Annotated in this window: 22 protein-coding genes; 10 read left to right on the forward strand and 12 right to left on the reverse strand. The window is 69.3% G+C overall.

The window, feature by feature from the left end; genetic code table 11:
* Positions 1–349 precede the first annotated feature (349 nt).
* From pyrR to hpt, 9 genes are read left to right on the forward strand one after another with little or no spacing between them, the layout of a single operon-like run.
* A complete protein-coding gene (pyrR, locus tag VFX14_25555; protein HEU5193065.1) occupies positions 350–973 on the forward strand; it encodes a bifunctional pyr operon transcriptional regulator/uracil phosphoribosyltransferase PyrR in 624 nt (207 codons plus the stop codon).
* Positions 974–976: 3 nt separating this feature from the next.
* Positions 977–1903 (forward strand): aspartate carbamoyltransferase catalytic subunit, encoded by a 927-nt coding sequence (locus VFX14_25560; GenBank protein HEU5193066.1) that lies wholly within the window; start codon positions 977–979, stop codon positions 1901–1903.
* The gene (locus tag VFX14_25565) at positions 1900–3207 is read left to right on the forward strand and encodes a dihydroorotase (GenBank protein HEU5193067.1); all 1308 of its coding nucleotides are present in this window, start codon (positions 1900–1902) and stop codon (positions 3205–3207) included. Before VFX14_25560 ends, VFX14_25565 begins: the two co-directional genes overlap by 4 nt.
* Positions 3204–4346, forward strand: a complete 1143-nt coding sequence (gene carA / locus VFX14_25570) for a glutamine-hydrolyzing carbamoyl-phosphate synthase small subunit (GenBank protein HEU5193068.1) — start codon at positions 3204–3206, stop codon at positions 4344–4346. The genes VFX14_25565 and carA overlap by 4 nt, the downstream gene beginning before the upstream one ends.
* Positions 4331–4597, forward strand: a complete 267-nt coding sequence (locus tag VFX14_25575) for a hypothetical protein (protein ID HEU5193069.1) — start codon at positions 4331–4333, stop codon at positions 4595–4597. The genes carA and VFX14_25575 overlap by 16 nt, the downstream gene beginning before the upstream one ends.
* 9 nt (positions 4598–4606) lie before the next feature.
* Positions 4607–7825 carry a carbamoyl-phosphate synthase large subunit gene (gene carB, locus VFX14_25580; protein HEU5193070.1) on the forward strand — a complete coding sequence of 1073 codons (3219 nt, stop codon included), beginning with the start codon at positions 4607–4609 and terminating at the stop codon, positions 7823–7825.
* Positions 7806–8543 carry an orotidine-5'-phosphate decarboxylase gene (pyrF, locus tag VFX14_25585; protein HEU5193071.1) on the forward strand — a complete coding sequence of 246 codons (738 nt, stop codon included), beginning with the start codon at positions 7806–7808 and terminating at the stop codon, positions 8541–8543. Before carB ends, pyrF begins: the two co-directional genes overlap by 20 nt.
* Positions 8540–9154, forward strand: coding sequence for an orotate phosphoribosyltransferase (gene pyrE, locus VFX14_25590; protein ID HEU5193072.1), 615 nt, complete (start codon positions 8540–8542; stop codon positions 9152–9154). Before pyrF ends, pyrE begins: the two co-directional genes overlap by 4 nt.
* The gene (hpt, locus tag VFX14_25595) at positions 9154–9681 is read left to right on the forward strand and encodes a hypoxanthine phosphoribosyltransferase (GenBank protein ID HEU5193073.1); all 528 of its coding nucleotides are present in this window, start codon (positions 9154–9156) and stop codon (positions 9679–9681) included. The genes pyrE and hpt overlap by 1 nt, the downstream gene beginning before the upstream one ends.
* 129 nt (positions 9682–9810) lie before the next feature.
* Here the strand turns inward: hpt and modA are convergent, their stop codons facing one another.
* Both modA and VFX14_25605 read right to left on the reverse strand, forming a co-directional pair.
* Positions 9811–10587, reverse strand: a complete 777-nt coding sequence (gene modA / locus VFX14_25600; protein ID HEU5193074.1) for a molybdate ABC transporter substrate-binding protein — start codon at positions 10585–10587, stop codon at positions 9811–9813.
* Between the two features lie 123 nt (positions 10588–10710).
* A complete protein-coding gene (locus VFX14_25605; protein HEU5193075.1) occupies positions 10711–12147 on the reverse strand; it encodes an aldehyde dehydrogenase family protein in 1437 nt (478 codons plus the stop codon).
* A gap of 110 nt (positions 12148–12257) precedes the next feature.
* Between VFX14_25605 and VFX14_25610 the strand changes: the two genes are divergently transcribed.
* Entirely contained in the window at positions 12258–13082 is an 825-nt protein-coding gene (locus tag VFX14_25610; GenBank protein ID HEU5193076.1) for a substrate-binding domain-containing protein, read from the forward strand.
* Positions 13083–13086: 4 nt separating this feature from the next.
* On the opposite strand, the gene VFX14_25615 is transcribed toward VFX14_25610, so the two are convergent.
* From VFX14_25615 to VFX14_25660, 10 genes are all read right to left on the reverse strand, one after another.
* Positions 13087–13779 carry an ABC transporter ATP-binding protein gene (locus VFX14_25615; GenBank protein ID HEU5193077.1) on the reverse strand — a complete coding sequence of 231 codons (693 nt, stop codon included), beginning with the start codon at positions 13777–13779 and terminating at the stop codon, positions 13087–13089.
* Positions 13772–14518, reverse strand: a complete 747-nt coding sequence (locus VFX14_25620) for an ABC transporter ATP-binding protein (protein ID HEU5193078.1) — start codon at positions 14516–14518, stop codon at positions 13772–13774. Before VFX14_25620 ends, VFX14_25615 begins: the two co-directional genes overlap by 8 nt.
* A complete protein-coding gene (locus VFX14_25625) occupies positions 14515–15438 on the reverse strand; it encodes a branched-chain amino acid ABC transporter permease (GenBank protein HEU5193079.1) in 924 nt (307 codons plus the stop codon). The genes VFX14_25620 and VFX14_25625 overlap by 4 nt, the downstream gene beginning before the upstream one ends.
* The gene (locus tag VFX14_25630; protein ID HEU5193080.1) at positions 15435–16289 is read right to left on the reverse strand and encodes a branched-chain amino acid ABC transporter permease; all 855 of its coding nucleotides are present in this window, start codon (positions 16287–16289) and stop codon (positions 15435–15437) included. Before VFX14_25630 ends, VFX14_25625 begins: the two co-directional genes overlap by 4 nt.
* 58 nt (positions 16290–16347) lie before the next feature.
* Positions 16348–17538 carry a penicillin-binding protein activator gene (locus VFX14_25635; GenBank protein HEU5193081.1) on the reverse strand — a complete coding sequence of 397 codons (1191 nt, stop codon included), beginning with the start codon at positions 17536–17538 and terminating at the stop codon, positions 16348–16350.
* A 66-nt stretch (positions 17539–17604) separates the two neighbouring features.
* A complete protein-coding gene (locus VFX14_25640; protein HEU5193082.1) occupies positions 17605–18531 on the reverse strand; it encodes an ABC transporter permease in 927 nt (308 codons plus the stop codon).
* Positions 18532–18546: 15 nt separating this feature from the next.
* Positions 18547–19497: an ABC transporter permease gene (locus tag VFX14_25645; protein HEU5193083.1), complete on the reverse strand. Its 951-nt coding sequence runs from the start codon at positions 19495–19497 to the stop codon at positions 18547–18549.
* A gap of 27 nt (positions 19498–19524) precedes the next feature.
* Entirely contained in the window at positions 19525–20994 is a 1470-nt protein-coding gene (locus VFX14_25650) for an ABC transporter substrate-binding protein (protein HEU5193084.1), read from the reverse strand.
* 364 nt (positions 20995–21358) lie between these two features.
* Entirely contained in the window at positions 21359–22759 is a 1401-nt protein-coding gene (locus VFX14_25655; GenBank protein ID HEU5193085.1) for a sigma-54 dependent transcriptional regulator, read from the reverse strand.
* A 69-nt stretch (positions 22760–22828) separates the two neighbouring features.
* Positions 22829–23769: molybdopterin cofactor-binding domain-containing protein (locus tag VFX14_25660; GenBank protein HEU5193086.1), on the reverse strand; the 941-nt coding region annotated here is incomplete at its 5' end.

Raw genomic sequence — 23769 nt, forward strand, 5'->3', positions numbered from 1 at the left:
AAGCCCGACGACGTCGTCAAGGTGAGGTGAAATTCGTACTTCGGTGTTGACAGCCCCCGCTCTCGACGTTATGGTGAGGAAGGTTCATTCGCTCCTTTAATCCGGCCCTGAGAGGTCGGCAAGGAGAGGCCATGCTAGACCAGAAGACGATTGGCTGGACCCTAGGGCCCCTGAGTGGGGCCTTTTCCTTTTTCCGGATCACTATCAGCGGGGACCCCGACATGGCCCCCGGATTCACCGTCAGCGGGGGCCTAGAAATGGCCCCCGGATTCTCCATCAGCGGGGGCCCCGACATGGCCCCCGCTCTCCCCCATCGCACGGACCCTCAGAGAGGGGACTCTCGGTGAGCGTGGCGTACCGGGAGAAGGCGCAGGTGCTGGACGAGGGCGCGCTGGACCGGGCGCTCACCCGCATCGCCCACGAAATCGTCGAGCAGGCCGGCGGCGCGAAGGACATCGCGCTGGTCGGCATCAAGACGCGCGGCGTCACCCTCGGCCAGCGCATCGCTGGCAAGATCGCGGCCATCGAGGGGGGGCAGAAGCCCGCGGTCGGGGCGCTGGACATCACGCTCTACCGCGACGACCTCGGGCTCAAGGCCGAGCAGCCGGTCGTGCGCGGCACCGAGATCCCCTTCCCCATCAAGGGGCGCACGGTGGTGCTGGTCGACGACGTGCTCTTCACCGGCCGCACCATCCGCGCCGCCCTGGACGCCCTGATGGATCTCGGCCGGCCGCGGGTCATCCGCCTGGCTGTGCTGGTCGACCGCGGCCACCGCGAGCTGCCCATCCGTCCCGACTACATCGGCAAGAACCTGCCCACCAGTCGCCGGGAAACCGTCGCCGTGCTCCTGCGCGAGCACGACGGCACGGACCGTGTCGTCATCCAGGAGCCGTCCGAGGAGGGCGAGCCGCAGCCGAAAGGCGAGGCGAGTGAACATGGAAAGTCCCCCCGAGCGGAGCGAGGAGAGGGCTAGCCAATGACCTGGAAGCGCAAGGACCTCTTGAGCATGCAGGACCTCGAGGCGGCCGAGATCCGCGACGTGCTGGACACGGCGGAGTCCATGAAGGAGATCGCCACCCGCGAGATCAAGAAGGTGCCGACTCTTCGGGGTAAGACCGTGGTCAATCTCTTCTACGAGGCTTCCACCCGCACGCGGACGTCGTTCGAGATCGCCGGCAAGTGGCTCTCCGCCGACGTCATCAACTTCTCCGCCTCGGGCTCCAGCGCGGAGAAGGGCGAGAGCCTGCTCGACACCGCCAAGAACATCGAGGCGATGAGCCCCGACGTGGTGGTCGTCCGGCACAAGGCGTCCGGCGCGCCGGCCATGCTGGCCCGGAACCTCCGCTGCGCGGTGGTCAACGCGGGCGACGGCGCCCACGAGCATCCCACGCAGGCCCTGCTCGACCTCCTGACCATTCGGGAGAAGAAGGGTCATCTGGAAGGCCTCAACGTCACGATCGTGGGCGACGTGACGCATAGCCGCGTGGCGCGCTCGGACATCCACGGCATGAAAAAGATGGGCATCACGGTGACGGTGGCGGGCCCGCCCACCTTGATCCCCGCCGCCTGTCAGGAGCTGGGCGTGAAGGTGAGCCATCGCCTGGAGGAGGCGATCGCCCACACCGACGTCATCATGATGCTGCGCCTCCAGCACGAGCGCATGACGGCGGGCTTCATTCCATCGCTCCGCGAGTACTCGCGCGTGTGGGGCCTGTCGCCCGACAAGCTCAAGCACTGCCGCTCGGACGTGCTGATCATGCACCCGGGGCCGGTGAACCGCGGCGTGGAGCTCTCCCCCGAGGTGGCGGATGGGCCCTACTCGGTGATCCTCGATCAGGTGACCAACGGCGTGGCGGTGCACATGGCGGTGCTCTACCTGCTCGCGGGGAGCAAGGGCGCATGAGCCTCCTCATCAAGGGCGGGCGCGTGATCGATCCCTGGAACGGGGTGGACGCCGTCCAGGACGTGCTGGTGGCCGACGGCAAGATCGCCAAGGTGGCCGCAGGGCTCAAGGCGCCGGCGGGCGCGGCCGTCGTGGACGCCGCGGGCAAGGTGGTCTGCCCCGGCTTCATCGACATCCACGTGCATCTCCGGGAGCCGGGCTTCGAGTACAAGGAGACCATCGCCACGGGCACGCGCTCGGCTGCGGCGGGCGGCTTCACCGCGGTGGCCTGCATGGCCAACACCTTCCCAGTGAACGACAATCGCGCCGTCACCGACTACATCCTCGCCAAGGCCCGCGTGGAGGGCAGCGTGCGCGTCTACCCGATCGGCGCGGTCACGCGCGGGCTCAAGGGGGATGAGCTGGCCGAGATGGGCGAGCAGGCCGAGGCGGGCTGCGTGGCCTTCTCCGACGACGGCAAATGCGTCATGAACGCGGAAGTGTACCGGCGCGCCATGGAGTACGCCCTGCCCTTCGGCGTGCCCATCATCAGCCACGCGGAAGACTGCCACCTCGCCCACCGGGGCGTGATGAACGAGGGGCTCGTGTCGACCGAGCTGGGCCTGGCCGGTCAGCCCGCCGCCGCGGAGGACGTGATGGTGGCGCGCGACATCCTCCTCGCCGAGCTGACGGGGGCGCACGTGCACATCGCCCACATCTCCACGGCGGGCGCCGTCCGCATGGTACGGGAGGCCCGCGCGCGGGGCATCCGGGTGACCGCCGAGGTGACGCCGCATCACCTGGTGATGACCGACGGAGCGGTGCGTGACTACGATGTCAACACCAAGATGGCGCCGCCGCTCCGCGGCAAGCGCGACCTCGAGGCCTGCCTGGAGGCGCTGACCGACGGGACCATCGACTGCGTGGCCACCGATCACGCGCCCCACGCCCTCTCCGACAAGGAGGGCGAGTTCGCCGAGGCCGCCAACGGCGTGGTCGGGCTCGAGACGGCGGTGCCCGTCCTGCTCGACCGCCTGGTGCGCCAGGGCCGGCTCGACCTCCCGACGCTGGTCGCGCGTTTCACCTCGGGACCCGCGCGCCTGCTGAACCTCCCGGGCGGTCGGCTCTCGGTGGGCGCGCCGGCGGATATCACGGTGCTCGATCTCGAGCACGCGTGGACGGTGGAGCCGCGGCATCTGCTCTCGCGCAGCAAGAACACCCCGTTCGCGGGTTGGTCGGGCACGGGCGCGCCGGTGCTGGCCCTGGTCGGCGGCAAGCCCGCGCTGCCGAGCTATCCCCTGACGATTCCCGGAGGCGCCGCGTGAGCTCGCCCGCGCTACTGGTCCTGGCCGACGGCCGCGCGTTCCGCGGCGAGTCCTGCGGCGCCGGCGGCGAGGCGCATGGCGAGGTCGTGTTCAACACCGCCATGTCGGGCTATCAGGAGATCCTCACCGATCCGTCCTATCGCGGCCAGCTCGTCTGCATGACCTATCCCCTGATCGGCAACTACGGCATCAACCCGGAGGACGTGGAGTCGCGGCGGCCGTGGCTGGGCGGCTTCATCGTGAAGGAGGCCTGCCCCTATCCCTCGAACTGGCGGGGGCGCATGACGCTCGACGCCTACATGCGCGAGCACGACATCGTGGGGATACAGGGCATCGACACCCGCGCGCTCACGCGGCATCTGCGCGACCGCGGCGCGCAGGAAGGCATCATCTCCACCGTGGAGACGGACGCGCGGCGGCTGGCGGACCGGGCGCGCGCGCTCCCCGGCCTCACCGGGCGCGATCTCGTGAGCGAGGTCACGGTAGCCGTGCCGCACGGGTGGAGCGAGGGGGACTGGGACATCAAGAGGGGCTACCGGCCGCCGGCGAACTCCCGGTTCCGTGTGGTGGCATTCGACTCCGGGATCAAGAGCAACATCCTACGGCGGCTGGCCACGCTGGGCTGCGCGCTGGACGTGGTGCCGGCCCACACGCCGGTGGAAGCGGTGCTGGAACGGAAGCCCCACGGCGTCTTCCTCTCCAATGGGCCCGGCGATCCCGAGGCGGTGGCGTATCTCGTCGGCACGGTACGGCACCTCATCGGCAAGGTGCCGATCTTCGGCATCTGCCTGGGCAATCAGATTCTCGGCCTCGCCGCCGGCGGGCGCACCTACAAGCTCAAGTTCGGGCACCACGGCGCCAATCACCCGGTCAAGGAGCTGAGCACCGGGCGCGTGGAGATCACCTCGCAGAATCACGGCTTCGCGGTGGATCCCGCGTCCGTGGCCGCGGCCGGCTTCATCGAGAGCCATGTCAATCTCAACGACGGGACGTCAGAAGGCATGTGCCACCGCGAGCTGCCGGTGTTCTCCGTCCAGTACCACCCGGAAGCGTCGCCGGGACCGCATGACGCGGACTACCTGTTCGATCGGTTCGTCACGCTGATGGAAGGAGGTCCTGCTCCGTGCCCAAGTATTTGATCTCGTACCGCAAGACCGAGGAAGCCGGGCAGAAGCCCGAGTGGACCAGCTTCACGACCGAGAGTGATGCCACCATGGAAGCCCACGCCGTGCGCGAGCGGGTCGAGAAGCGCATGAGCGTGCTCGGCGAGAAGCTCTGGGGCGCTGGCGAGGTGGCCTGGGTGGGCGCCGGCCGCCTGGACGACGTACTCTACAAGCGCGAGGAGGCCGCACCCGAGATCTCCATTATCTACGGGCTCGTCCAGGACTAAGAGCGCCGCGTGCCCAAGCGCACCGACATCAAGAGGATCCTCCTGATCGGGTCGGGGCCGATCGTCATCGGCCAGGCCTGCGAGTTCGACTACTCGGGGACCCAGGCCTGCAAGGCCCTGCGGGAAGAGGGCTTCGAGGTCATCCTCGTCAACTCGAATCCCGCGACGATCATGACGGATCCCGAAATGGCGGACCGCACGTACGTGGAGCCGCTCACCCCGGAGTTCGTGGCGCGCGTCATCGCGCGGGAGCGCCCGGACGCGCTCCTGCCCACGGTCGGGGGGCAGACCGCGCTGAACCTCGCGGTGGCGCTGGCCGAGGACGGCACGCTCGAGCGCCACGGCGTCGAGCTGATCGGCGCCAAGATCCCTGCGATCAAAACCGCCGAGGACCGGAACCTGTTCGGCGCGGCCATGGCCCGCATCGGGCTCGAGATGCCGGCGGGCTTCTACGCGAAGACCCCGGAGGACGCCCTGCGCGGCATGCGCGAGCGGAAGATGGATTTCCCGCTGATCATCCGCCCGTCCTTCACCCTGGGCGGCACCGGCGGATCGATCGCCTATCACCCCGAGGAGCTGGAGGCGGCGGTCAAGTGGGGCCTCCAGCAGAGCCCGGTGCAGCAAGTGCTCGTCGAGGAGTCGGTGATCGGCTGGAAGGAGTACGAGCTCGAGGTCATGCGCGACCTCGCCGACAACGTCGTCATCATCTGCTCGATCGAAAACTTCGACCCGATGGGCGTGCACACCGGCGACTCCATCACCGTGGCGCCCGCCCAGACCTTGACCGACAAGGAATATCAGCGGATGCGCGACGCCGCCCTCGCGATCATCCGCGAGATCGGCGTCGAGACGGGCGGCTCCAACATTCAGTTCGGGGTGAACCCGGCCGACGGCCGCATGGTCGTGATCGAGATGAACCCGCGCGTCTCGCGCTCCTCCGCGCTGGCCTCCAAGGCCACCGGCTTCCCCATTGCGAAGATCGCGGCCAAGCTGGCGGTGGGCTACACCCTGGACGAGCTCCGGAACGACATTACGCGGGAGACACCGGCCTGCTTCGAGCCCGCCATCGACTACTGCGTGGTCAAGTTCCCGCGCTGGGCGTTCGAGAAGTTCCCCGAGTCGGACGAGACCCTCACCACCCAGATGAAGTCGGTGGGGGAGGTCATGGCCATCGGGCGCACGTTCAAGGAGGCGCTGGGCAAGGCCGTGCGCTCGCTCGAGCAGGACCGCTGGGGCCTCACCCTCGAGCGCCCCATCCCCGATCTCGAGGCCCTCCGCCAGAAGATCCGCATCCCCAACGCCGAGCGCTGCTTCGCGATCGCCGAGGCGTATCGGCGCGGCCTGGGCACGGAGGAGCTGCACGCCCTGTCCGGCATCGATCCGTGGTTCCTCGACAACATGCGCGAGGTCGTGGAGCTGGAGCTCCGGATCACGGACGCCGGCCTGGGCGACGCGGGCACCCTGCGCCGGGCCAAGCAGATGGGCTTCTCCGACCGGCGCATCGCCCAGCTCACCGGCAGCACCGAGGACGAAGCGCGCCAGGCGCGGCTCCTCGCGGGCATCCGCCCCGTGTACAAGATGGTCGACACCTGCGCGGCGGAGTTCGAGGCCCATACGCCCTACCTCTACTCGACCTACGAGGAGGAGGACGAAGCGCCGCCGACCGCGCGGGACAAGGTGGTGATCCTGGGCAGCGGGCCCAACCGCATCGGCCAGGGCATCGAGTTCGACTACGCCTGCGTCCACGCCGCCTTCGCGCTGAAGGAGGTCGGGGTCGAGGCGATCATGGTCAACTGCAACCCCGAAACCGTCTCCACCGACTACGACACGTCCGACCGGCTCTATTTCGAGCCCCTCACTTTCGAGGACGTGATGAACATCGTGGAGCGCGAGAAGCCCCGTGGGGTCATCGTGCAGTTCGGGGGACAAACACCCTTGAAGCTGGTAGTCCCGCTGCAGCGCGCCGGCGTGCCCATCCTCGGCACGCCGTCCGACGCCATCGACCGCGCCGAGGACCGCAAGCGCTTCGCGGCGCTGCTCGAGAAGCTCGGGCTGGCCCAGGCCCCCGGCGCCACCGCCCGCTCCTACGACGAGGCGGCGACGATCGCCGCCAACATCGGCTACCCCGCCCTGGTGCGCCCCTCGTACGTGCTGGGGGGACGCGCCATGCAGATCGTCTACGACGCCGACGACCTCCGCACCTACATGACGGAGGCCGTGCGCGTGAGCCCCGAGCATCCGATCCTCGTGGACAAGTTCCTCGAGGACGCGCTCGAGATCGACGTGGATGCGATCAGCGACGGTGAACGCGTGGTTGTGGGCGGGGTCATGGAGCACGTGGAGAAGGCCGGCATCCACTCCGGCGACTCGGCCTGCGCGCTGCCCCCCTACTCTCTGGGCGACGACCAGATCGCCACGATCAAGCGCCAGACGCGGGCCCTCGCCCTCGAGCTGGGCGTGATCGGGCTCCTGAACATCCAGTTCGCCATCAAGAACGAGACGGTCTACGTGCTCGAGGTGAACCCGCGCGCCTCCCGCACCGTGCCGTTCGTCTCGAAGGCCATCGGCGTGCCCCTGGCCAAGCTCGCCACCAAGATCATGCTGGGACGCCGCCTCACCGACCTGGGCTTCGCCGAGGAGCGCGAGCCCGAGCACATCGCCATCAAGGAGGCGGTGTTCCCGTTCGTGAAGTTTCCCGGCACCGACGTGGTCCTGGGCCCCGAGATGAAGTCCACCGGCGAGGTCATGGGCATCGACCGCGACTTCCGCAAGGCGTACGTGAAGTCCCAGCTCGCCGCGGGTTCCCCGCTCCCTACATCTGGGAAGGTGTTCGTCTCGGTGAAGAATCGCGACAAGCGCGCGGCCATGGGCATCGCCCGCCGCCTGGTCGAGATGGGCTTCACCTTGGTCGCCACCGCGGGCACCGCCAAGCTCCTCGCGCTCCAGGGCATGACAGTGGAGCCCGTGCACAAGGTGGGCGAGGGCTATCGCCCCAACATCGTGGATCTCATGAAGCGCGGCGAGATCGCGCTCGTCTTCAACACGCCCGAGGACGGCCGCGCGCGGAAGGACTCGTCCGTCCTCCGCCGCACCGCGGTCATGCTCAACATCCCCTACTACACGACTGTGGACGGCGCCCAGGCGGCCATCGGCGGCATCGAGGCCTTGCTCAAGGGCGAGATCGCCGTCCAGAGCCTGCAGGAGTACCATGCCGCCGCGCGAAGCTAGAGACCGGGTCTTCGTCGCCCTCGACGTCGAGAGCCTCTCCGCCGCCGAGGCGATGATGGACCGCCTCGACGGCGTGGTCACCCGCTACAAGGTGGGCAATCAGCTCTTCACCGCCGCCGGGCCGGCCGCGGTGGACGCTGTGCAAAAGCGCGGCGCCGAGGTGTTCCTCGATCTGAAGTTCCACGACATCCCCAACACGGTGGCGGGCGCGGCGCGCGAGGCCGCGCGCATGGGCGTGCTCATGTTCAACGTGCACGCCTCGGGCGGCCGCACCATGATGAAGGCCGCCGCGGACGGGGCCGCCGCGGCGGCGCGCGAGCTCAAGGTGCGCCGGCCGCTGGCCATCGCAGTCACGGTGCTCACGAGCCTGGATCGCGCAGCGCTACAGCGCGAGCTGGGCGTGGCCGCCTCGGTAGAGGGCCACGTGCTGCGGCTCTGTGACCTCGCCCGCGAGGCGGGGCTGGACGGCTGCGTGGCGTCGCCGCAGGAGATCGCGTCCATCCGCAACGGCCTCGGGCGCGACTGGGTGATCGTGACGCCCGGCGTGCGGCCGGCGGGCGCCGAGCTGGGGGATCAGGTGCGCGTGGCCACCCCCGGGGCCGCCGCGCGCGCGGGCGCGCATTTCCTCGTGGTGGGTCGCCCCATCACGGGCGCGCCCGAGCCGGCGCGCGCCGCCGAGGCGATCTTTGCGGAGATGGCCGCCGAGGGACGCGCGTGAGCCCGACCGTCACCCATCGCGACCTCATCCAGCGCCTGTTCGAGATCGGCGCCCTCCGCTTCGGCGAATTCACGCTGAAGTCCGGCATCCGCTCGCCGTTCTACGTCGATCTCCGCGTCGTCGTTTCGCACCCGGACGTACTCTCACGCATCGGCGCGCTCCTCGCCGAGGCGGTGGGCCACTGCAAGGTGGATCGGATCGCGGGCATCCCCTACGCCGGCCTGCCCCTGGCGGTGGCGGCGAGCCTGGCCGGCGGCTTCCCCCTCGTGTATCCGCGCCGAGAGGAGAAGGGCCACGGCACCCGCAAGCGCATCGAGGGCACATTCGCGCCGGGCGAGCGCGTGGTAGTGATCGACGACATCATCACGGACGGCGCCAGCAAGTTCGAGGCGATCGAGCCCCTGGAGGAGGCCGGACTCGTGGTGAAGGATCTCGTGATCCTGATCGACCGCGAGCAGGGCGGCGCCGGGCGGCTGGCCGCCCGGGGCTACACGCTTCACGCCGTGCTCACCATCACCCAGTGCTTCGACGAGCTGGCGCGGGTGGGGCTCGTGGAGCCGACGGTGATCGAGGCCTCGCGTCAGTTCGTCCGGGACACACGGTTCGCGTGATGGTCACGCCCACGGACGGCGTGGGCGAGATGCTGCTCGATCCCGACGCGATTCGCGCCGAGGTCACGCGCCTCGGCGCCCAGATCACCGCGGACTATGCCGGCAAGAAGCCGCACCTCGTGGGCGTGCTCAAGGGGGCGGCGGTGTTCGTGGCCGATCTGATCCGGGCCATCGATCTGCCCGCCTCGCTCGACTTCATCTCGATCGTGCCCTACGCAGAGGCCAGCCGGTCCGGCGTTGTCCGCATCCGCAAGGATCTGGACGATCCTATCGAGGGCAAGGACGTGATCGTGGTCGAGGGGGTCTGCGCGAGCGGGCTCAGCCTGTCCTACCTCCTGCGGAACTTCGAGACCCGCCAGCCCGCATCCATCCGCGTGTGCGCGCTCCTCGTCAAGCAGCGGACGCGGCCGGTGGAGATCAAGCTCGACTACGTCGGGCGCGAGATCGCCGACGCCTTCGTGGTGGGCTACGGCCTGGACGCGGGCGAGCGTCACCGGAACCTCCCCTACATCGCGCGCCTGCCCTAGCCTCCCCCTAACCCTGCGCCCGGCCGGCCAGCGGCACACCGACCTTCAACACGTCACGCTGGGCGCCGAGCCAGCGAACGCCGGGGCCGGGGGCGAGCGCGGCGTCGTGCAGGAGCGCGGCTCGGCGGGCTAGCGAGCGCCCGCGGGCGGAGGCTGGAAGCCGTACTTGGCGAGCACGGCCTGCCCCTGCCGGCTCGCCAGGAGGTCGAGATAAGCCTGGGCGAGCGCCGGCTGCTTCGCGGCCGCCACCACCGCGCCAGGATAGACCACCGGGCGATAGGTGTCCTCCGGCGGCCGGAAGGCTTCCTTCACCCCCTGGGCCCGCGACGCCGTGTCGGTGGTGTAGACGAATCCCGCATCCACCTCGCCGCGCGCCACGTAGTCCAGCGCCTGACGCACGTTCTCCGAGAACACCAGCTTGGACTGGAGCCGGTCCCAGAGCCCCATCTTGCGCAGGCTCTCCTCCGCGTACTGGCCCGCGGGCACGGTCTTCGGCTGGCCGATCACCACGCGAGTGACGCGCGCCCCGAGGAGATCCTCCGCCTTCACGACGTCGACCTTGGAATCGGTCGGCTTGACCACGGCGAGCACGTTCCGAGCGAAGGCTTTGCGGCTGGAGACGACGATCAGGTTCTGCTTCTCCAGCTCGTCCATCTGTCGCGTAGCCGCCGAGAGGAAGAGGTCGACGGGCGCGCCCGCCTCGATCTGCTTTTGCAGATCGCCGGAGGCGCCGAAGTTGTAGCGTAGGGTCACGCCCGGCCGGCCGGCCGCGAACTGGCGGCCCAGGTCCTCGACGGCGTCCTTCAGGCTGATGGCGACGGATAGGGTGACTTCCTGGGCAAGCGCAGCGGTGGCGGTGAGGACCACCAAGACGAGCGAGACGGCGAACCGTCGCAGGAGGGACATGGCGCGTATGGTACGCAGCGGCCCCCGGCGGTTCAAACTGCTCGGCCGAGCATGTTGGCAGAAAGACCGCCGCGCCGGCGGACCCGTGGGAGACCGCCGGCGCGGCGACGTGAAGGGCGCGGGCTAGCCCTGCTGGTAACCCATCACGGCCTTGATCTCCAGGAACTCCTCGAAACCGTACTTGCCCCACTCGCGGCCGTTGCCGGACTGCTTGTAGCCGCCGAAGGGCGCGGCCATGTCACCCGGCGCGCCGTTGAGCGCGATCTGTCCGGCCCGCAGCTCCGAAGCCACGCGGCGCGCATGCGCGAGATCGCCGGACTGCACGTAGCCGGCGAGGCCGTACACGGTGTCGTTGGCCAGCTCCACCACCTGCTCTTCCGTCTGGTACGGCAGGATCGAGAGCACGGGACCGAAGATCTCTTCCCGGGCGATGGTCATCTCGGGCTTCACGTCGGCGAACACGGTCGGCTTGACGTAGTAGCCCTTCTGGAAGCCCTCGGGCCGACCCGGCCCGCCGGTGACGAGGGTCGCGCCCTCCTTCACCCCGGCCTCGATGAGGCGCTGGATCTTGTTGAACTGGGTCTCGCTGACCACGGGCCCGATGATGGTGTCGCTGCCGTCAGGCGGCCCGACCTTGACCGTCTCCGCCGTCTCGCGCGCCACCTTCACTGCGTCCGCGTGCTGGTCGGCGGGCACGAACATGCGCGTGGGCGCGTTGCACGACTGCCCGCTGTTGCGGAAGCAGCTCTTCACGCCCTCGCTCACCGCCTTCTTGAGGTCGGCATCAGGGAGGATGATGTTGGCCGACTTCCCGCCCAGCTCTTGGTGCACGCGCTTCACGGTGTCCGCCGCCGCCTTCGCCACGAGGATGCCGGCGCGGGTGGAGCCCGTGAAGGACACGAGATCAACGCCGGGGTGCGACGCGATGGCCTGGCCCACGGTGGGCCCGTCGCCGTTGACGAGGTTGAACACGCCCTTGGGCACGCCGGCGGCGTCGAGCACCTCGGCAAACACGATCGCGTTGAGCGGCGCGATCTCGCTGGGCTTGAGCACCATGGTGCAGCCGGCGGCCAGCGCGGGCGCCACCTTGCACATGATCTGGTTGATGGGCCAGTTCCACGGGGTGATGAAGCCGCAGACGCCGATGGGCTCGCGGATGATCATCGTGCGCCCCTCGAGCTTCTCGAACTCGTAGTCCTTGAGCACGGTCATCATCTGGTTCAGATGCCCGAGGCCGGTGGCCGCCTGGGCCTTGGTGGCGAGCCAGGCCGGCGCGCCCATCTCGAGGGAGATGGCCTTGGCGATGTCGTCGTAGCGCGCCTTGTAGGCGTCGATGATGCGTTGGAGCAGCGCCAGGCGCTCCGCCTTCGACGTGCGCGAGTAGGCGGGAAACGCGGCCCGCGCCGCCCTCACCGCGCGATCCACGTCCTTGGCGGAGCCTAGGCTGATCGTGGCCACCGGCTCCTCGGTCGCGGGATTGATGACATCCAGCGTGCGCGGCTCCACGGGATCGACCCAGGCACCATCGATGTAGAACTTCTGATCATGGCTGCTGCGCATGACTGCCGTCTCCTTCCTTGCCCGTCCCGGGGACGGGCCCTCGTGATCGTCCAGCGAACGGCGCGAGGTGGGTGACCCACCCCGCCACGAGCTAGCGTATCATCGTCGTCATGCCCACGCCGGTGCGGCGGCTCGGCGGCCTCGTCATGGCGGCCTTCACGCTGCTCGCGGCGACCGCCGGTCCCGTCGCCGCCGCCGACGAGGTCGTGCTCTACGGCGCGGGCAGCCTCCGCGAAGCCATGACCCAGATCGGCCGAGACTTCCAGCAGCGCGGCGGCCCGCCGGTGCGCATGGAGTTCGGCCCGTCAGGCATGATGCGCGAGCGCATCGAGGCCCGCGAGAAGGTCGACCTCTTCGCCTCCGCGGACATGGGCCATCCGCTGCGGCTCGAGCGACAGGGCCACGCGGTCGCGGTCGCCGTGTTCGCGCGCAACACCGTCTGCGCGTTCTCCACCGCCCGCACGAGCCTCACCACCGCCGGCCTGCTCGATGGCCTGCTCGACCCGATGATCAAGCTCGGCACCGCGGCGCCGAACGCGGACCCGCTGGGCGACTACACGGCCCAGCTGTTCAAGAAGGCGGAAGCGGTGAAGGCGGGCAGCGAGGCCGTGCTGACCGGCAAGGCGCGCATCCTCATCGGCGGAGGCCTGCCGGTGCCCGCCGGTCAGGATCCGGTCGCCGCGGCCCTCAACGAGCGCACCGTGGACGTCTTTCTCGCCTATTGCTCCGCCCGGGGCCGGCTGGACCGGCAGGTCGCGGGGCTCACGGTGACCGCGCTGCCCGAGTCGCTTCGCGTGGGGCCGGAGTATGGGATCGCGCTCCTGAAGGGCGCGCGGCCGTATGCCGCGGGCCTGATGCTCTACATCCTCTCCACCGGCGGCCAGGCGACGCTGGAGCGCTTCGGCTTCGCGCCGGTCGGCCTACCCACGCCGTAGCGCGCTAGACGCCCAGCCAGCGCGCCTTGGTCGCCTCGTCCCGCGCGAGCGCGTCGGTCGGGCCCTCGTGGACGATGCGCCCCTTGCTCATGAGATAGACACGGTCGGCCACGGCCAGCGCGAACGCGAGGTTCTGCTCCACCAGGAGGATCGACGCGCCCGCGGCTCTGAGCTCGCCCAACACCCGCGCCATATCCCGCACGAGCACCGGGGCCAGTCCTTCGGAGGGCTCGTCCATCAGCAGGAGGTCGGGATTCCCCACCAGCGCGCGCCCGGTGGCGAGCATGCTCTGCTCGCCGCCGGAGAGCTTGCCGCCGCGGTGGCGGAGCCGCTCGCGGAGACGCGGGAAGAGGCCCAGCACGCGCAGCGCGTCCCAGCCGCGCGCACCCGGGCGCGCCCCGACGTGGAGATGCTCGCGCACCTCGAGCGAGGGGAAGAGCCGCCGCCCCTGCGGCACGAGACGGATGCCGCGAGCGGCGATGGAGTGGGCGGGGAGGCGCGTGATGTCTTCCTGCCGGTAGCGCACGACTCCGGATCGGGCGGGCGTGAGGCCGCAGATGGCGCGGATCAGCGTGGTCTTGCCCACGCCGTTCCGGCCGAGCAGCGCCACGATCTCGCCCTCGCCCACACGCAGCGAGACGCCCTGGATGATGCGCGAGTCGCCGTAGGCGACCTCGAGATCGTCCAGCTCAAGCATGCGGGGTGCCGAGATAGATCTCGGCCACGCGCGGATCCTTGCGGATCTCGTCGGGCGTGCCGCCGGCCAGCACTCGCCCGTGATGTAGCACGAGCACGCGGTCGGCGAGATCGAGCGCCACGTCCATGTCGTGCTCGATGAAGAGCAGGGTGAGATCGCGGGGCAGGCGGCGGATGGTCGCCGCCACCTGCGCGGTCTCCGCGGGCGAGAGCCCGGCCGTCGGCTCGTCGAGGAGCAGCACACGCGAGCCCGCGGCGAGCGCGAGGATCAGCTCGACTTGCCGCTGCTCGCCGTAGGAGAGGAGGCGGGTGGTTACGTCGCGCCGCTCCGCAAGGCCCCATTCCGTGAGGAGGGCGAGCGCGCGGGCGCGGAGATGGGGGAACGCGGTCTGCGGGCGGAGCAGGGCGAAGCGCGCGGGGTCGGCCCCCTGCACCGCCAGCAGCACGCTGTCGAGCACGCTGAGATTCGGGAACAGCGTGGTGATCTGGAAGGTCCGCCCGAGCCCTCGCTGGGCGCGCGCGTGAGGACCCAGCCGCGTCACGTCTTCGCCGTGGAGACGGATGCGCCCGCGCGCGGGGCGAAGGAGACCGGTAATGGCGTTGAACAGGGTCGTCTTGCCCGCCCCGTTCGGCCCGAGGATGACGAGGCGCTCGCCCGGCCGCACGTCGAGTGTGACGTCGTCAAGCGCGCGCAGGCCACCGAAGTCGTGGCCGAGCCCCAGGACCTCGAGCGCGCTCATGCCGCCTGGGCCTTCCGCCGCCGCAGGAGGCCCACCAGGCCTTCGGGGACGAAGAGCGTCACCGCCACGTAGACCAGGCCCAGGACGAGCAGCCATCGCTGCGTGTAGGCGCTCACCGCGTTCTCGAGATAGACGATGACGGCGCTGCCCAGGACCGGGCCGAGCAGGGTGCCAGCCCCCCCCAGGATCACCATGATGAGCGCCGCGGCGGAGAAGACGATGGAGAGGTATGCGGGGCTCACGAAGCCGTTGTAGTAGACGAAGAGATTGCCGGCGAGACCCGCGAAGAGCCCGGCCAGCACGAACGCCACGTACTTGTAGCGCCACGTGTCGTAGCCGAGCACCTCCATGCGGCGGGCGCTCTCGCGAATGCCCACGAGCGCGCGCCCGAACGGCGAGCGCGTCACCAGCGCGAGCGCGGCCATGCTGGCCACGAAGCAGATCAGCACCAGGTAGTAGAAGCGTCGCCCGTCGGCCAGGCTCACGGGCAGGCCCTCCGCCGGCCGCGGGATGCCGGGCAGGCCATCGTCGCCGCCGGTGAGCCGGCGCCAGCCGAAGGCGATGCCCCACAGCACCTGGGCCAGGGCCAGCGTGATCATGAGCAGATACGAGCCCTCGGCACGGAGGGCGAGCAGCCCGAACAGCGCCGCCGCCACCGCCGCGGCGGCGAGGCCGCAGGCCATGTCTACCCAGAAGTTGTTCCAGACGCGCACGGCGAGGAGCCCCACGGTGTAGGCGCCCACCCCGAAGTAGGCGGCGTGCCCCAGGGAGGGCAGGCCCGCGTAGCCCAGCGAGAGGTTCAGGCCCATGGCGAAGATGGCAAAGATCAGCATCTTGGTGAGGAGATCGACCTGATAGCTCGACAGCGCGAGGGGCAGTACCGCCAGCGCCCCCACCGCCGCGCCCGCGCGCACGATCATCGCGCGCCGAAGAGGCCGGTCGGACGCACGGCGAGGATCAGGGCCATCGGCGCGAAGATCGTGAACATCGCGAGCTCGGGGAAGCGCGCCTTGCCGAAGGTGTCGAGCAGGCCCACGAGGAGCGCGCCCACGAAGGCGCCCTTGAGGCTCCCGAGCCCGCCGATGATCACGACCACGAAGGCCAGGAGCAGGATCTCGAAGTCCGCGCCGGGGTACACACCGAGCATGGGCCCGCCGATGATGCCGCCCAGCGCGGCGAGCGCGGCGCCCAGGGCGAAGACCACCGTCGAGAGGACGGAGACGTTGATGCCAGTGGTGCGCGCGATCTCCGCGTCGTCGATGGCGGCACGGATCATGGCCCCCAGCCGGGTGTGCTCCTGGAGGAGCCACAGGGCCACGCCCACCGTGGCGCCCACGCCGATCACGAAGAGCCGGTAGGCAGGAAAGAAGAACGTCCCTACCTGCACCGCGCCCGAGAGGGCGTCCGGCCGCGGCAAGGTCTGCGGCGTCCCGCCCCAGTACCAGAGGCAGAGGTCGCCGAGGATCAGGAGCATGCCGAAGGTGAGCAGCGCCTGCGGCAGCTCCGCCCGTGGCACGCGGCGCAGGAGCACACGCTCCATGAAGACGCCCACCGCCGTCACCACCGCCACGCCCGCGAGCGCGGCGAGGAGCAGGCTCTCGGTCGCGCGCGCCACCGACAGCGCGGTGTAGGCGCCGAGCACATAGTAGGAGCCGTGGGCGAGGTTCAGGATGCGCATGAGCCCGTAGATCAGCGAGAGGCCGGCGGCGAGCAAGAATAGCAGCATGCCGAACGACACGCCGTTGAGGATCTGGATGACGTAGAAGCTCATGCGCCCGGCGACGTTCCGCGGGGGTCAGACGCGGGCGCGCCGGAGGCGGCGCCCGGCACTACTTGTTCCACCAGCCCCAGGTCGACTCCTGCGACACCGAGGGGATCCGGTCGACCACCGCGTTCACGATGCGGCTCCCCTGTTTCTCGGTGCGCGTGACCAGGATGGGCGCGATCACCTGCCGATAGGCGTCGAACTGCACACTGCCGCGCGGGAGCTTGAGCTTGGGCAGGGCCGTGCGCAAGGCTTCGCGCACGCGGTCGCGATTGGAGAGATCGCCCTTGAGGCTCTCGAGCGCCTCCGCGATCAGCATGGCGGTGTCCCACCCGCCCTCGCTGTAGCGGCTGGGCCACACCTTGTAGGCGGCCTCGTAGTCGCGCACAAACGCGCGGTTCTCCGGATTGTCGACCGCCGCGCTGTAACCGTGCATGGTGAGGATGCCGAGCGCGGCGTCGCCGATGGCGGGGAGGACGGTGTCATCGGTGAGCACGCCGTGCCCGGTGAGGGGCATGCGCGCGGCGAGGCCGTACTCCTTGTACTGTTTCACGAAGCGGATGGCGTCGGCGCCCGCGAACCAGGCGTACACCGCGTCGGCCTGGAGGGAGCCCGCCTGGGCCAGATACGGCGCGAAGTCCGGCGTGTTGAGTGGCGCGTAGATCTCCTTCACGATCTCCCCGCCGGCCGCCTTGAAGCCCGCCATGAAGGCCTCCACGGCGTGTCGTCCCGCCACGAAGTCGGTGGCCATCACGATGACCTTGCGATACTTCGTGTGCTTGATCATCCACGCGCCCATCGGATAGTTCGACTGGTCGGTGGTCTCGGCGAGGCGGAAGATGCTGGGGGAGGCCTGCTGGGGCGAGGTGAGCACACGGGTGAATGCCACCGGCACCACCAGCGGCGTGGCCTGCTCGTGGACGTAGTTGCGAACCGCGAGGGCGACCACGCTCGACACCGGCCCGACCAGGAAGTCGGCGCGGTCCCGCTCCACCAGCTTCTTGACCTTGGTGATCCCCACGTCGGGCTTGGCCTCGTCGTCCTCCTTGAGGAGCTGGATCTCGCGCCCGCCCGCGCGGCCGCCGATCTTCTTGAGGTAGAGCTCCATCCCGTTGGTGACGTCCGTGCCCTGCACCGAGAGGACGCCGGTGTACGGCAGGAAGAGGCCCACCTTCACGGGTGGCGCCTGGGCGAGCGCGGCGGCGGGGGCCGTCGCGGCCGAGACGCACAGGAGGAGGCAGAGCAGTCGGACCATGGTCGATCTCCTCTCCGCGGAATGGGAGGTCCGGCTCACGCCGGGAGCGTATCACACGCGCGCAGGCTAGCCTTGACGTCGGAGCTTCGGGTCCCAGGCGTCACGCAGGGTGTCCCCGAAGAGGTTGAACGCGAGCACAGCGAGGCTGATGGCCAGCCCCGGAAAGATGGCCAGCCACGGCGCCTGCTCCATGAACGCCCTCCCGGTGCTGCTGAGCATGAGTCCCCAGGATGGGATGGGCGGCTGCGTTCCGAGGCCCAGGAAGGACAGCGTGGCCTCGATGAGGATGGCATTGCCGAGCCAGATGGAGGCAATGATGAGAATGGGCGCGGTGACGTTGGGCAAGATGTGGCGGGTCAGGATGGCGAGGTGCTGGCAGCCGAGGGCCTGCGCCGCCTCGACGTAGCGGTTCTGCTTGGCGGAGAGCACCGCCCCCCGCACGATGCGCGAGTTGCCGGGGATGATCACGATGGCGATCGCGATCATTGCGTTGGTCGTGTTCGGGGTCAGCACGGACACGATGGCCAGCGCCAGGACGAGGCCGGGAATCGCCTGCACCGCGTCCATCACCCGTTGGAGGACGAGGTCCACCCGTCCCTCCCAGTAGCCCGACATGAGCCCGATGATCATGCCGGCCACCGTCCCGATGCCCACCGCGAGCAGCCCGACCCACAGCGAGATGCGGCTGCCGTGGATGATGCGGCTCAGCACGTCGCGGCCGATATCGTCGGTGCCGAAGAGGTGCGCGCGGCTGGGCGGCGCGAGGCGGATCTCCGGATGCGTCTCCAGGGGATCGTAGGGCGCGAGCACGTTGGCGAAGAGCGCGGTGAGGACGAGGAACACGATGAGGGCGGCGGAGGCGGCCCCCAGCGGCTTGCGCCGCAGGACCGTCCAGAGCGCCCGCGTGCGTCCGATCGAGGCCGGCGCTTCGAGGAGCGCGAGCGCCGGCGTGGCCATGGCGGCGGCCGAGGCGGCGGAGCGCTCACCGTTCACGGGCGGGCCTCGGGCTCACTGGTAGCGGATGCGGGGATCCAGCCACGCGTAGGTCAGGTCCACCACGAGATTGAGGGCGACCAGCGCGCCCGCCACCAGCATCACGTTGGTCTGCACCACCGGGTAATCGCGGTAGAGGATGGCTTCCACGGTGAGGCGGCCCATGCCGGGCAGCGCGAAGATGGTCTCGATCACCACTGCGCCCGCGAGCAGCACGCCGAGCTGCCCGCCGATCACCGTCACCACCGGGATCAGCGCGTTCTTGAGCGCGTGCTTGTATACCACGATGCGGCCGGCCAGTCCCTTGGCCCACGCGGTGCGCACGTAGTCCTCGCGGAGCACCTCCAGCACGGTGGAGCGTGTCATCCGCATGGTCGCGGCGGAGAGGCGGTAGCCCAGCACCGCCGCGGGAAGCAGGAATTGCTGGAGGTTCCGCCACGGCGAGTCCCAGAGGCTCGCATACCCGATGGGCGGGATCCAGTGGAACCAGATCGCCGCGAACGTGATGACGAGGGTGCCAAGCCAGAAATCCGGGAACGACAGGCCTGTCACCGCGACCATCCGGCCGGCATAGTCCGAGATGGAGTCCTGGCGGGTGGCCGAGATCACGCCGAGGGGTACCGCGATGACAACCCCGAGGATCATGGCGAGCGCGGTCAGCTCGAGGGTGACGGGAATGGCCTTGCCCAAGCTCACCGCGATGGGCTCGCCCGTCAGCAGTGAGTCGCCCGGCCGGAGGCTCACCATCTGCCAGAGCCAGAGGCCGTACTGCTGGTAGTACGGGAGATCGAGGCGGAGATCCTTACGGACCTTCGCGAGCTCCTTTTCCCCGATGTTACCCGACTCCCCCATGAGCACGGTGAGGGCGTCGCCGGGCATGACGCGCATGAGGCCGAACACGATGAGCGAGGACAGTAACAGCACGGGCACGGCGAGCAGCAGCCGCCGTAGCACGTATTTGTACATGGGACCGCGTCGTCTCCGCTCCTCGCCCTACTTGTCGAGCCAAGTCCGCGCGATGTGCGGCGATCCGTAGCTGTCGGTGCGGCGCAGCGCGATCGACGCGAGGTTGCGCACTTGCGGCTGGGCCACGATGAAGCCGTTGTCATATGGCATCCAAAGCCGCGCCACCTGATCGAACTCGCGGTCCACGATCTTCTTGGTGATCACCCGCTGTTCCTTGGGATCCGGAGTCTGGCGCAGCTTGACGGTCAGCTCGTCGATCTGCGGGTCGTTCACCCGGAAGAAGTTCTTGGTCGACTTGGAGTGCATGTACTGGTAGGTCCGCTCGTCGACGCCGACGGCATGGCCCGACTGGAAACCCCAACACAGCCCCTCCCACTTAGATTCCACATAGCGGCCGTAGTACGTCGTGTAGTCGAGCTTGGTGATCTTGACGTCGATGTTCAGGTTCTTCTTGAGCTCCGCCTGCACGAGCTGCACCTGCGACGTCATCTGCGGCCAATACTCGTAGTAGAAGAGAGTCGTCGAGAACCCGTTGGGATGCCCGGCCTCGGCGAGGAGCTTCTTCGCCTCCGCCGGCTTGTACTGCCACCACGGGCCGAACTGAGCCGCCGTCGGTGCCTTGTCCTGATAGTAGATGTAGGGCACCCCCCAACCAAGGATGCCGTGGCCCTCGAATACCGTATCCACCTGCTTCTGGCGGTCGATCGCCATGGAGAGGGCGCGGCGCACCCGGACATCATTGAACGGCGGCTTGTCCTGCGACATGGCCAGACCGAAGAACACCGCAGAATTGTGATAGGCCTGAACCACGGCGCCCGGGTTCGTCTTGCGAATCGCTTCCACCTCGGAGGGGCTGGCCATCCAGACGAAGTCAGCCTGTCCGGCACGGAAGGCGGCCTTGCGGGTGGCGTCGTCCGGTGTCATGAGGATGATGTACTCGTCCAGATATGGACGACCCTTGTCCCAGTAGTCGGGGTTGCGCTGCAGCACGGCCCTCACCTTGCGTGTGTGCTCTTTCAGGACGAAGGGCCCAGTTCCGATGAGGCGCTTCTTGAGGTCGCCATCCTCCTCGAGCACCTCGCGCGCGAAGACTATCGAAATGGGCTCCGCGAGGGCGTGGGCCACGAACACGTTGGGCGTCTGCATGTGCAGGCGCACCGTGTACTTGTCAGGCGTCTCGATGCCCTCGATCTCCTTGAAGTTGAACGTCTGCACGCCTTCCTTGGCGTATGCCTCGAAGCAGTACTTGATGTCCGCGGACGTGAGCTCGCGGCCGTTCAAGGGGGCCACGTTCTGCCACTTCACCCCCTGACGCAGTTTGAAGGTCCACACGCGGTGATCAGGGCTCGCCGACCAGGACTCGGCGAGATCGCCCTTCAGGCTCATGTCGCCGGCGCCGCTGGCCTCGTCGGGGAAAGCGTAGCGGACGAGCCGATTGCTGGTCAGCCCGGCGAACTGGTACAGACCGACCGACTGGGTCAGCCGCGGATCGAGCACGGGCGGATCCCAGGCCGACGCACGGGTCAGCGTGCCGCCGCGCTTGGGAGGCTTCGTGCTCGCCGGAATCCACTCCGGATAGGGGGATGTTGCTTGTGCTGACGCCTTGGAGATAGGGCGGCTGAGCGCGAGCGCGCCCAAGCCCACGGCAGTTCCGCCCGCGCGGCGAAGGAAGTGCCGGCGGCTTAGTGCATTGTGAGTACCTTTCGGGTTCTGTGTCGACATCCTGGCTCTCCTTCCTGATCCGGTGCGGCGAGTAGCGAGCCTCGCGAGACATTCCCGGAGCGGACCGAGCGAACGGAGCGGACAGAACGTGCGTCAGAAGACGAGTGTTGGGGGAAACTCCCACGGTGTGGGAGCGTTGTCAAGCGGGGCGGAACTCCTCGCCGGAAATGGCGTACTGCCGCATCTTCACGTGGAGGGTCTTGTAGTCGGTCTTGAGCAGGCGCGCCGCCGCGCTCTTGTTGCCGCGGCTCGCGCGCAGCGCCTCGCGGATCGCCTGCTGCTCCGCCTCCGCGGCGCCCAGGTCGGCGAGCTCGCGCAGCGAGAGCCCGCCCGGCGCGTGGCGCGGCGCGGGCGCGTCGGGCTTGCGCCCGCGCGGCCAGAGATGGTCAGGCTCCACGATGTCGTCGCAGCGCAGCACTGCGCGCCGGATGACGTCGCGCAGCTCGCGGGCATTGCCGGGCCACGCGTGGGCGAGCAGAAGCTGCCACGCCGCCTCGGAGATCGCGCGGAGAGGCCGGCCGCGCTCCATCGCCATCTCCTCGGCGAAGCGGTTGGCGAGCGCCATGATGTCCTCGCGGCGCTCCCGCAGCGGCGGCACCGGGACGCGGCTCTCGGCGAGGAGCTGGACGAGATCCTGACGAAGCCGCCCCGCCCGCACCTCGTGGTCGACGGGCGCGCGGGACGCGGCGATCACGCGCACGTCGATCGGGACCGCGCGCGTTCCGCCCACCGGCTGCACCCGCCGCTCGCGGAGCGCGCGGAAGAGGCGCGACTGGATCGCCGCGGGCAGTGCGGCCACGTCGTCGAGGAAGAGCGTGCCGCGGTCCGCGCGCTGGAGCTGGCCGTCGCGGCTGCGGTCGGCTCCCGGCACGGCGCCCCTCTCGTAGCCGAATAGCTCGGTCTCCACCGAGGACTCCGCCACCGCGGCGCAGTCGAGGGTGACGAACGGACGATCGTGGCGGGCGCTCTGCTGGTGAATGACCCGCGCGATCAGCTCCTTGCCGGTGCCGGGCTCGCCCTCGATGACCACGTGGCCGCTGGCCGCCGCGGCCTCGAGTCCCGTGGCGATCACCTTGGAGACCGCCGCGCTCGGCCCCATGAGCGCCCGAAGCGATCCCACCGGACCCGTCTGGGTCTCCAGCTCCTCCACGCGCGCGACGAGACGGCGATGCTCGAGGGCGCGCTGCACGGTGAGGGCCAGCTCGTCCTTCACGAAGGGCTTGGTGAGGTAGTCGTAGGCCCCGAGGCGCATGGCCTGGACGGCCTTGGGGATCTCGACGAAGGCGGTGAGGATGATGACGCAGGCGAGCGGATCGACCTGCCGGATCTCGGGGAGGGCCTCGAGGCCCCCCTTCTGCGGCATCATGAGATCCAGCAGCACCACCGCGGGGTGCTCGCGGCGATAGGCCTCCACCGCTTCGGAGCCGTCGGCGACGCTGACGACGCGCATGCCTTCGGCCGTGAAGATATCCTCTAGGAGCGAGCGCATCTCTGGCTCGTCGTCCACGACGAGCAGGGTGGCCCCCGCCGCGTCCCGCATACCCCTACCCTACCGCAATGGGGGCGGAACCGCCTCTGTTCTGGCGGCCCCGCCCCCGGGGGGCTTCGGTCAGGCCTTCTGCTTGATGGCCTGGAGGACGCGGTCGGGCTGTATCGGCATCTGCCGAACTCTCGCGCCGGTGGCGGCGAAGATGGCGTTGGAGAGCGCCGGCCCGATGGTGGTCGCGCCGGGCTCCCCCACGCCGGTGGGATACTCGCTGCTCTGGACGACGTGCACCTCGACCACGTCGGGCACCTCGTTCATCCGCAGGACCTGGTACGTGTCGAAGTTCTTCTGCTCCAGCGCGCCCTTGGCGACGGTGCCCTTCTCCTTGGTCGCGTTGGAAAGGCCGAAGAGGAGCGATCCCTCCACCTGGGAGCGCACGCCGTCCGGGTTGACGACGATGCCGCAGTCCACCGCACAGATGATCTTCTCGACCTTGACGTTGCCGGTTGCGGGATCGACCTTGGCCTGGATCGCGGTGGCGGTCCAGGTGGGCGTCTTCTTCTCCTGCGCGGACACGCAGGCCACCCCGATGCCGGTATTGGCCGGGAGCTGCGTCTTGCCGATGCCCGCGCGCTCCGCCACGATCTTCAGCACGTTGGCGAGGCGGGGGGCGCCGGCGAGCATGTCGAGACGATACTTCACGGGATCGACCTTGTTGAGATTGGCCAGCTCGTCCACGAACGTCTCGACGGCGAAGAACGTGTAGTTGGGCGCGACCGCCCGCACGTAGCCGACCGAGATGCCGGTCTCCACCGGCACCGCCCGCACGGTCTGGTTGGGGACGTCGTAGACGTGGTCAGCGCCGTTCAGCGCGAACTGGTCGAGGCCCTTCTTGTCGACGAAGTCCGGCCCCCACCGCTTGCCGGGATGGGAGGCCACCAGCGTGTTCTCCCACGCCACGAGCTTGCCGTCGCCGCCGAGGCCGGCCCTGACGACCTGCAGCGTGGCCGACCGATAGAAGTCGCGCCGGATATCTTCCTCGCGGGACCGGATGAGCTTGATCG

The organism is Candidatus Methylomirabilota bacterium (assembly GCA_035764725.1).
Lineage (GTDB): Bacteria > Methylomirabilota > Methylomirabilia > Rokubacteriales > CSP1-6 > DASRWT01.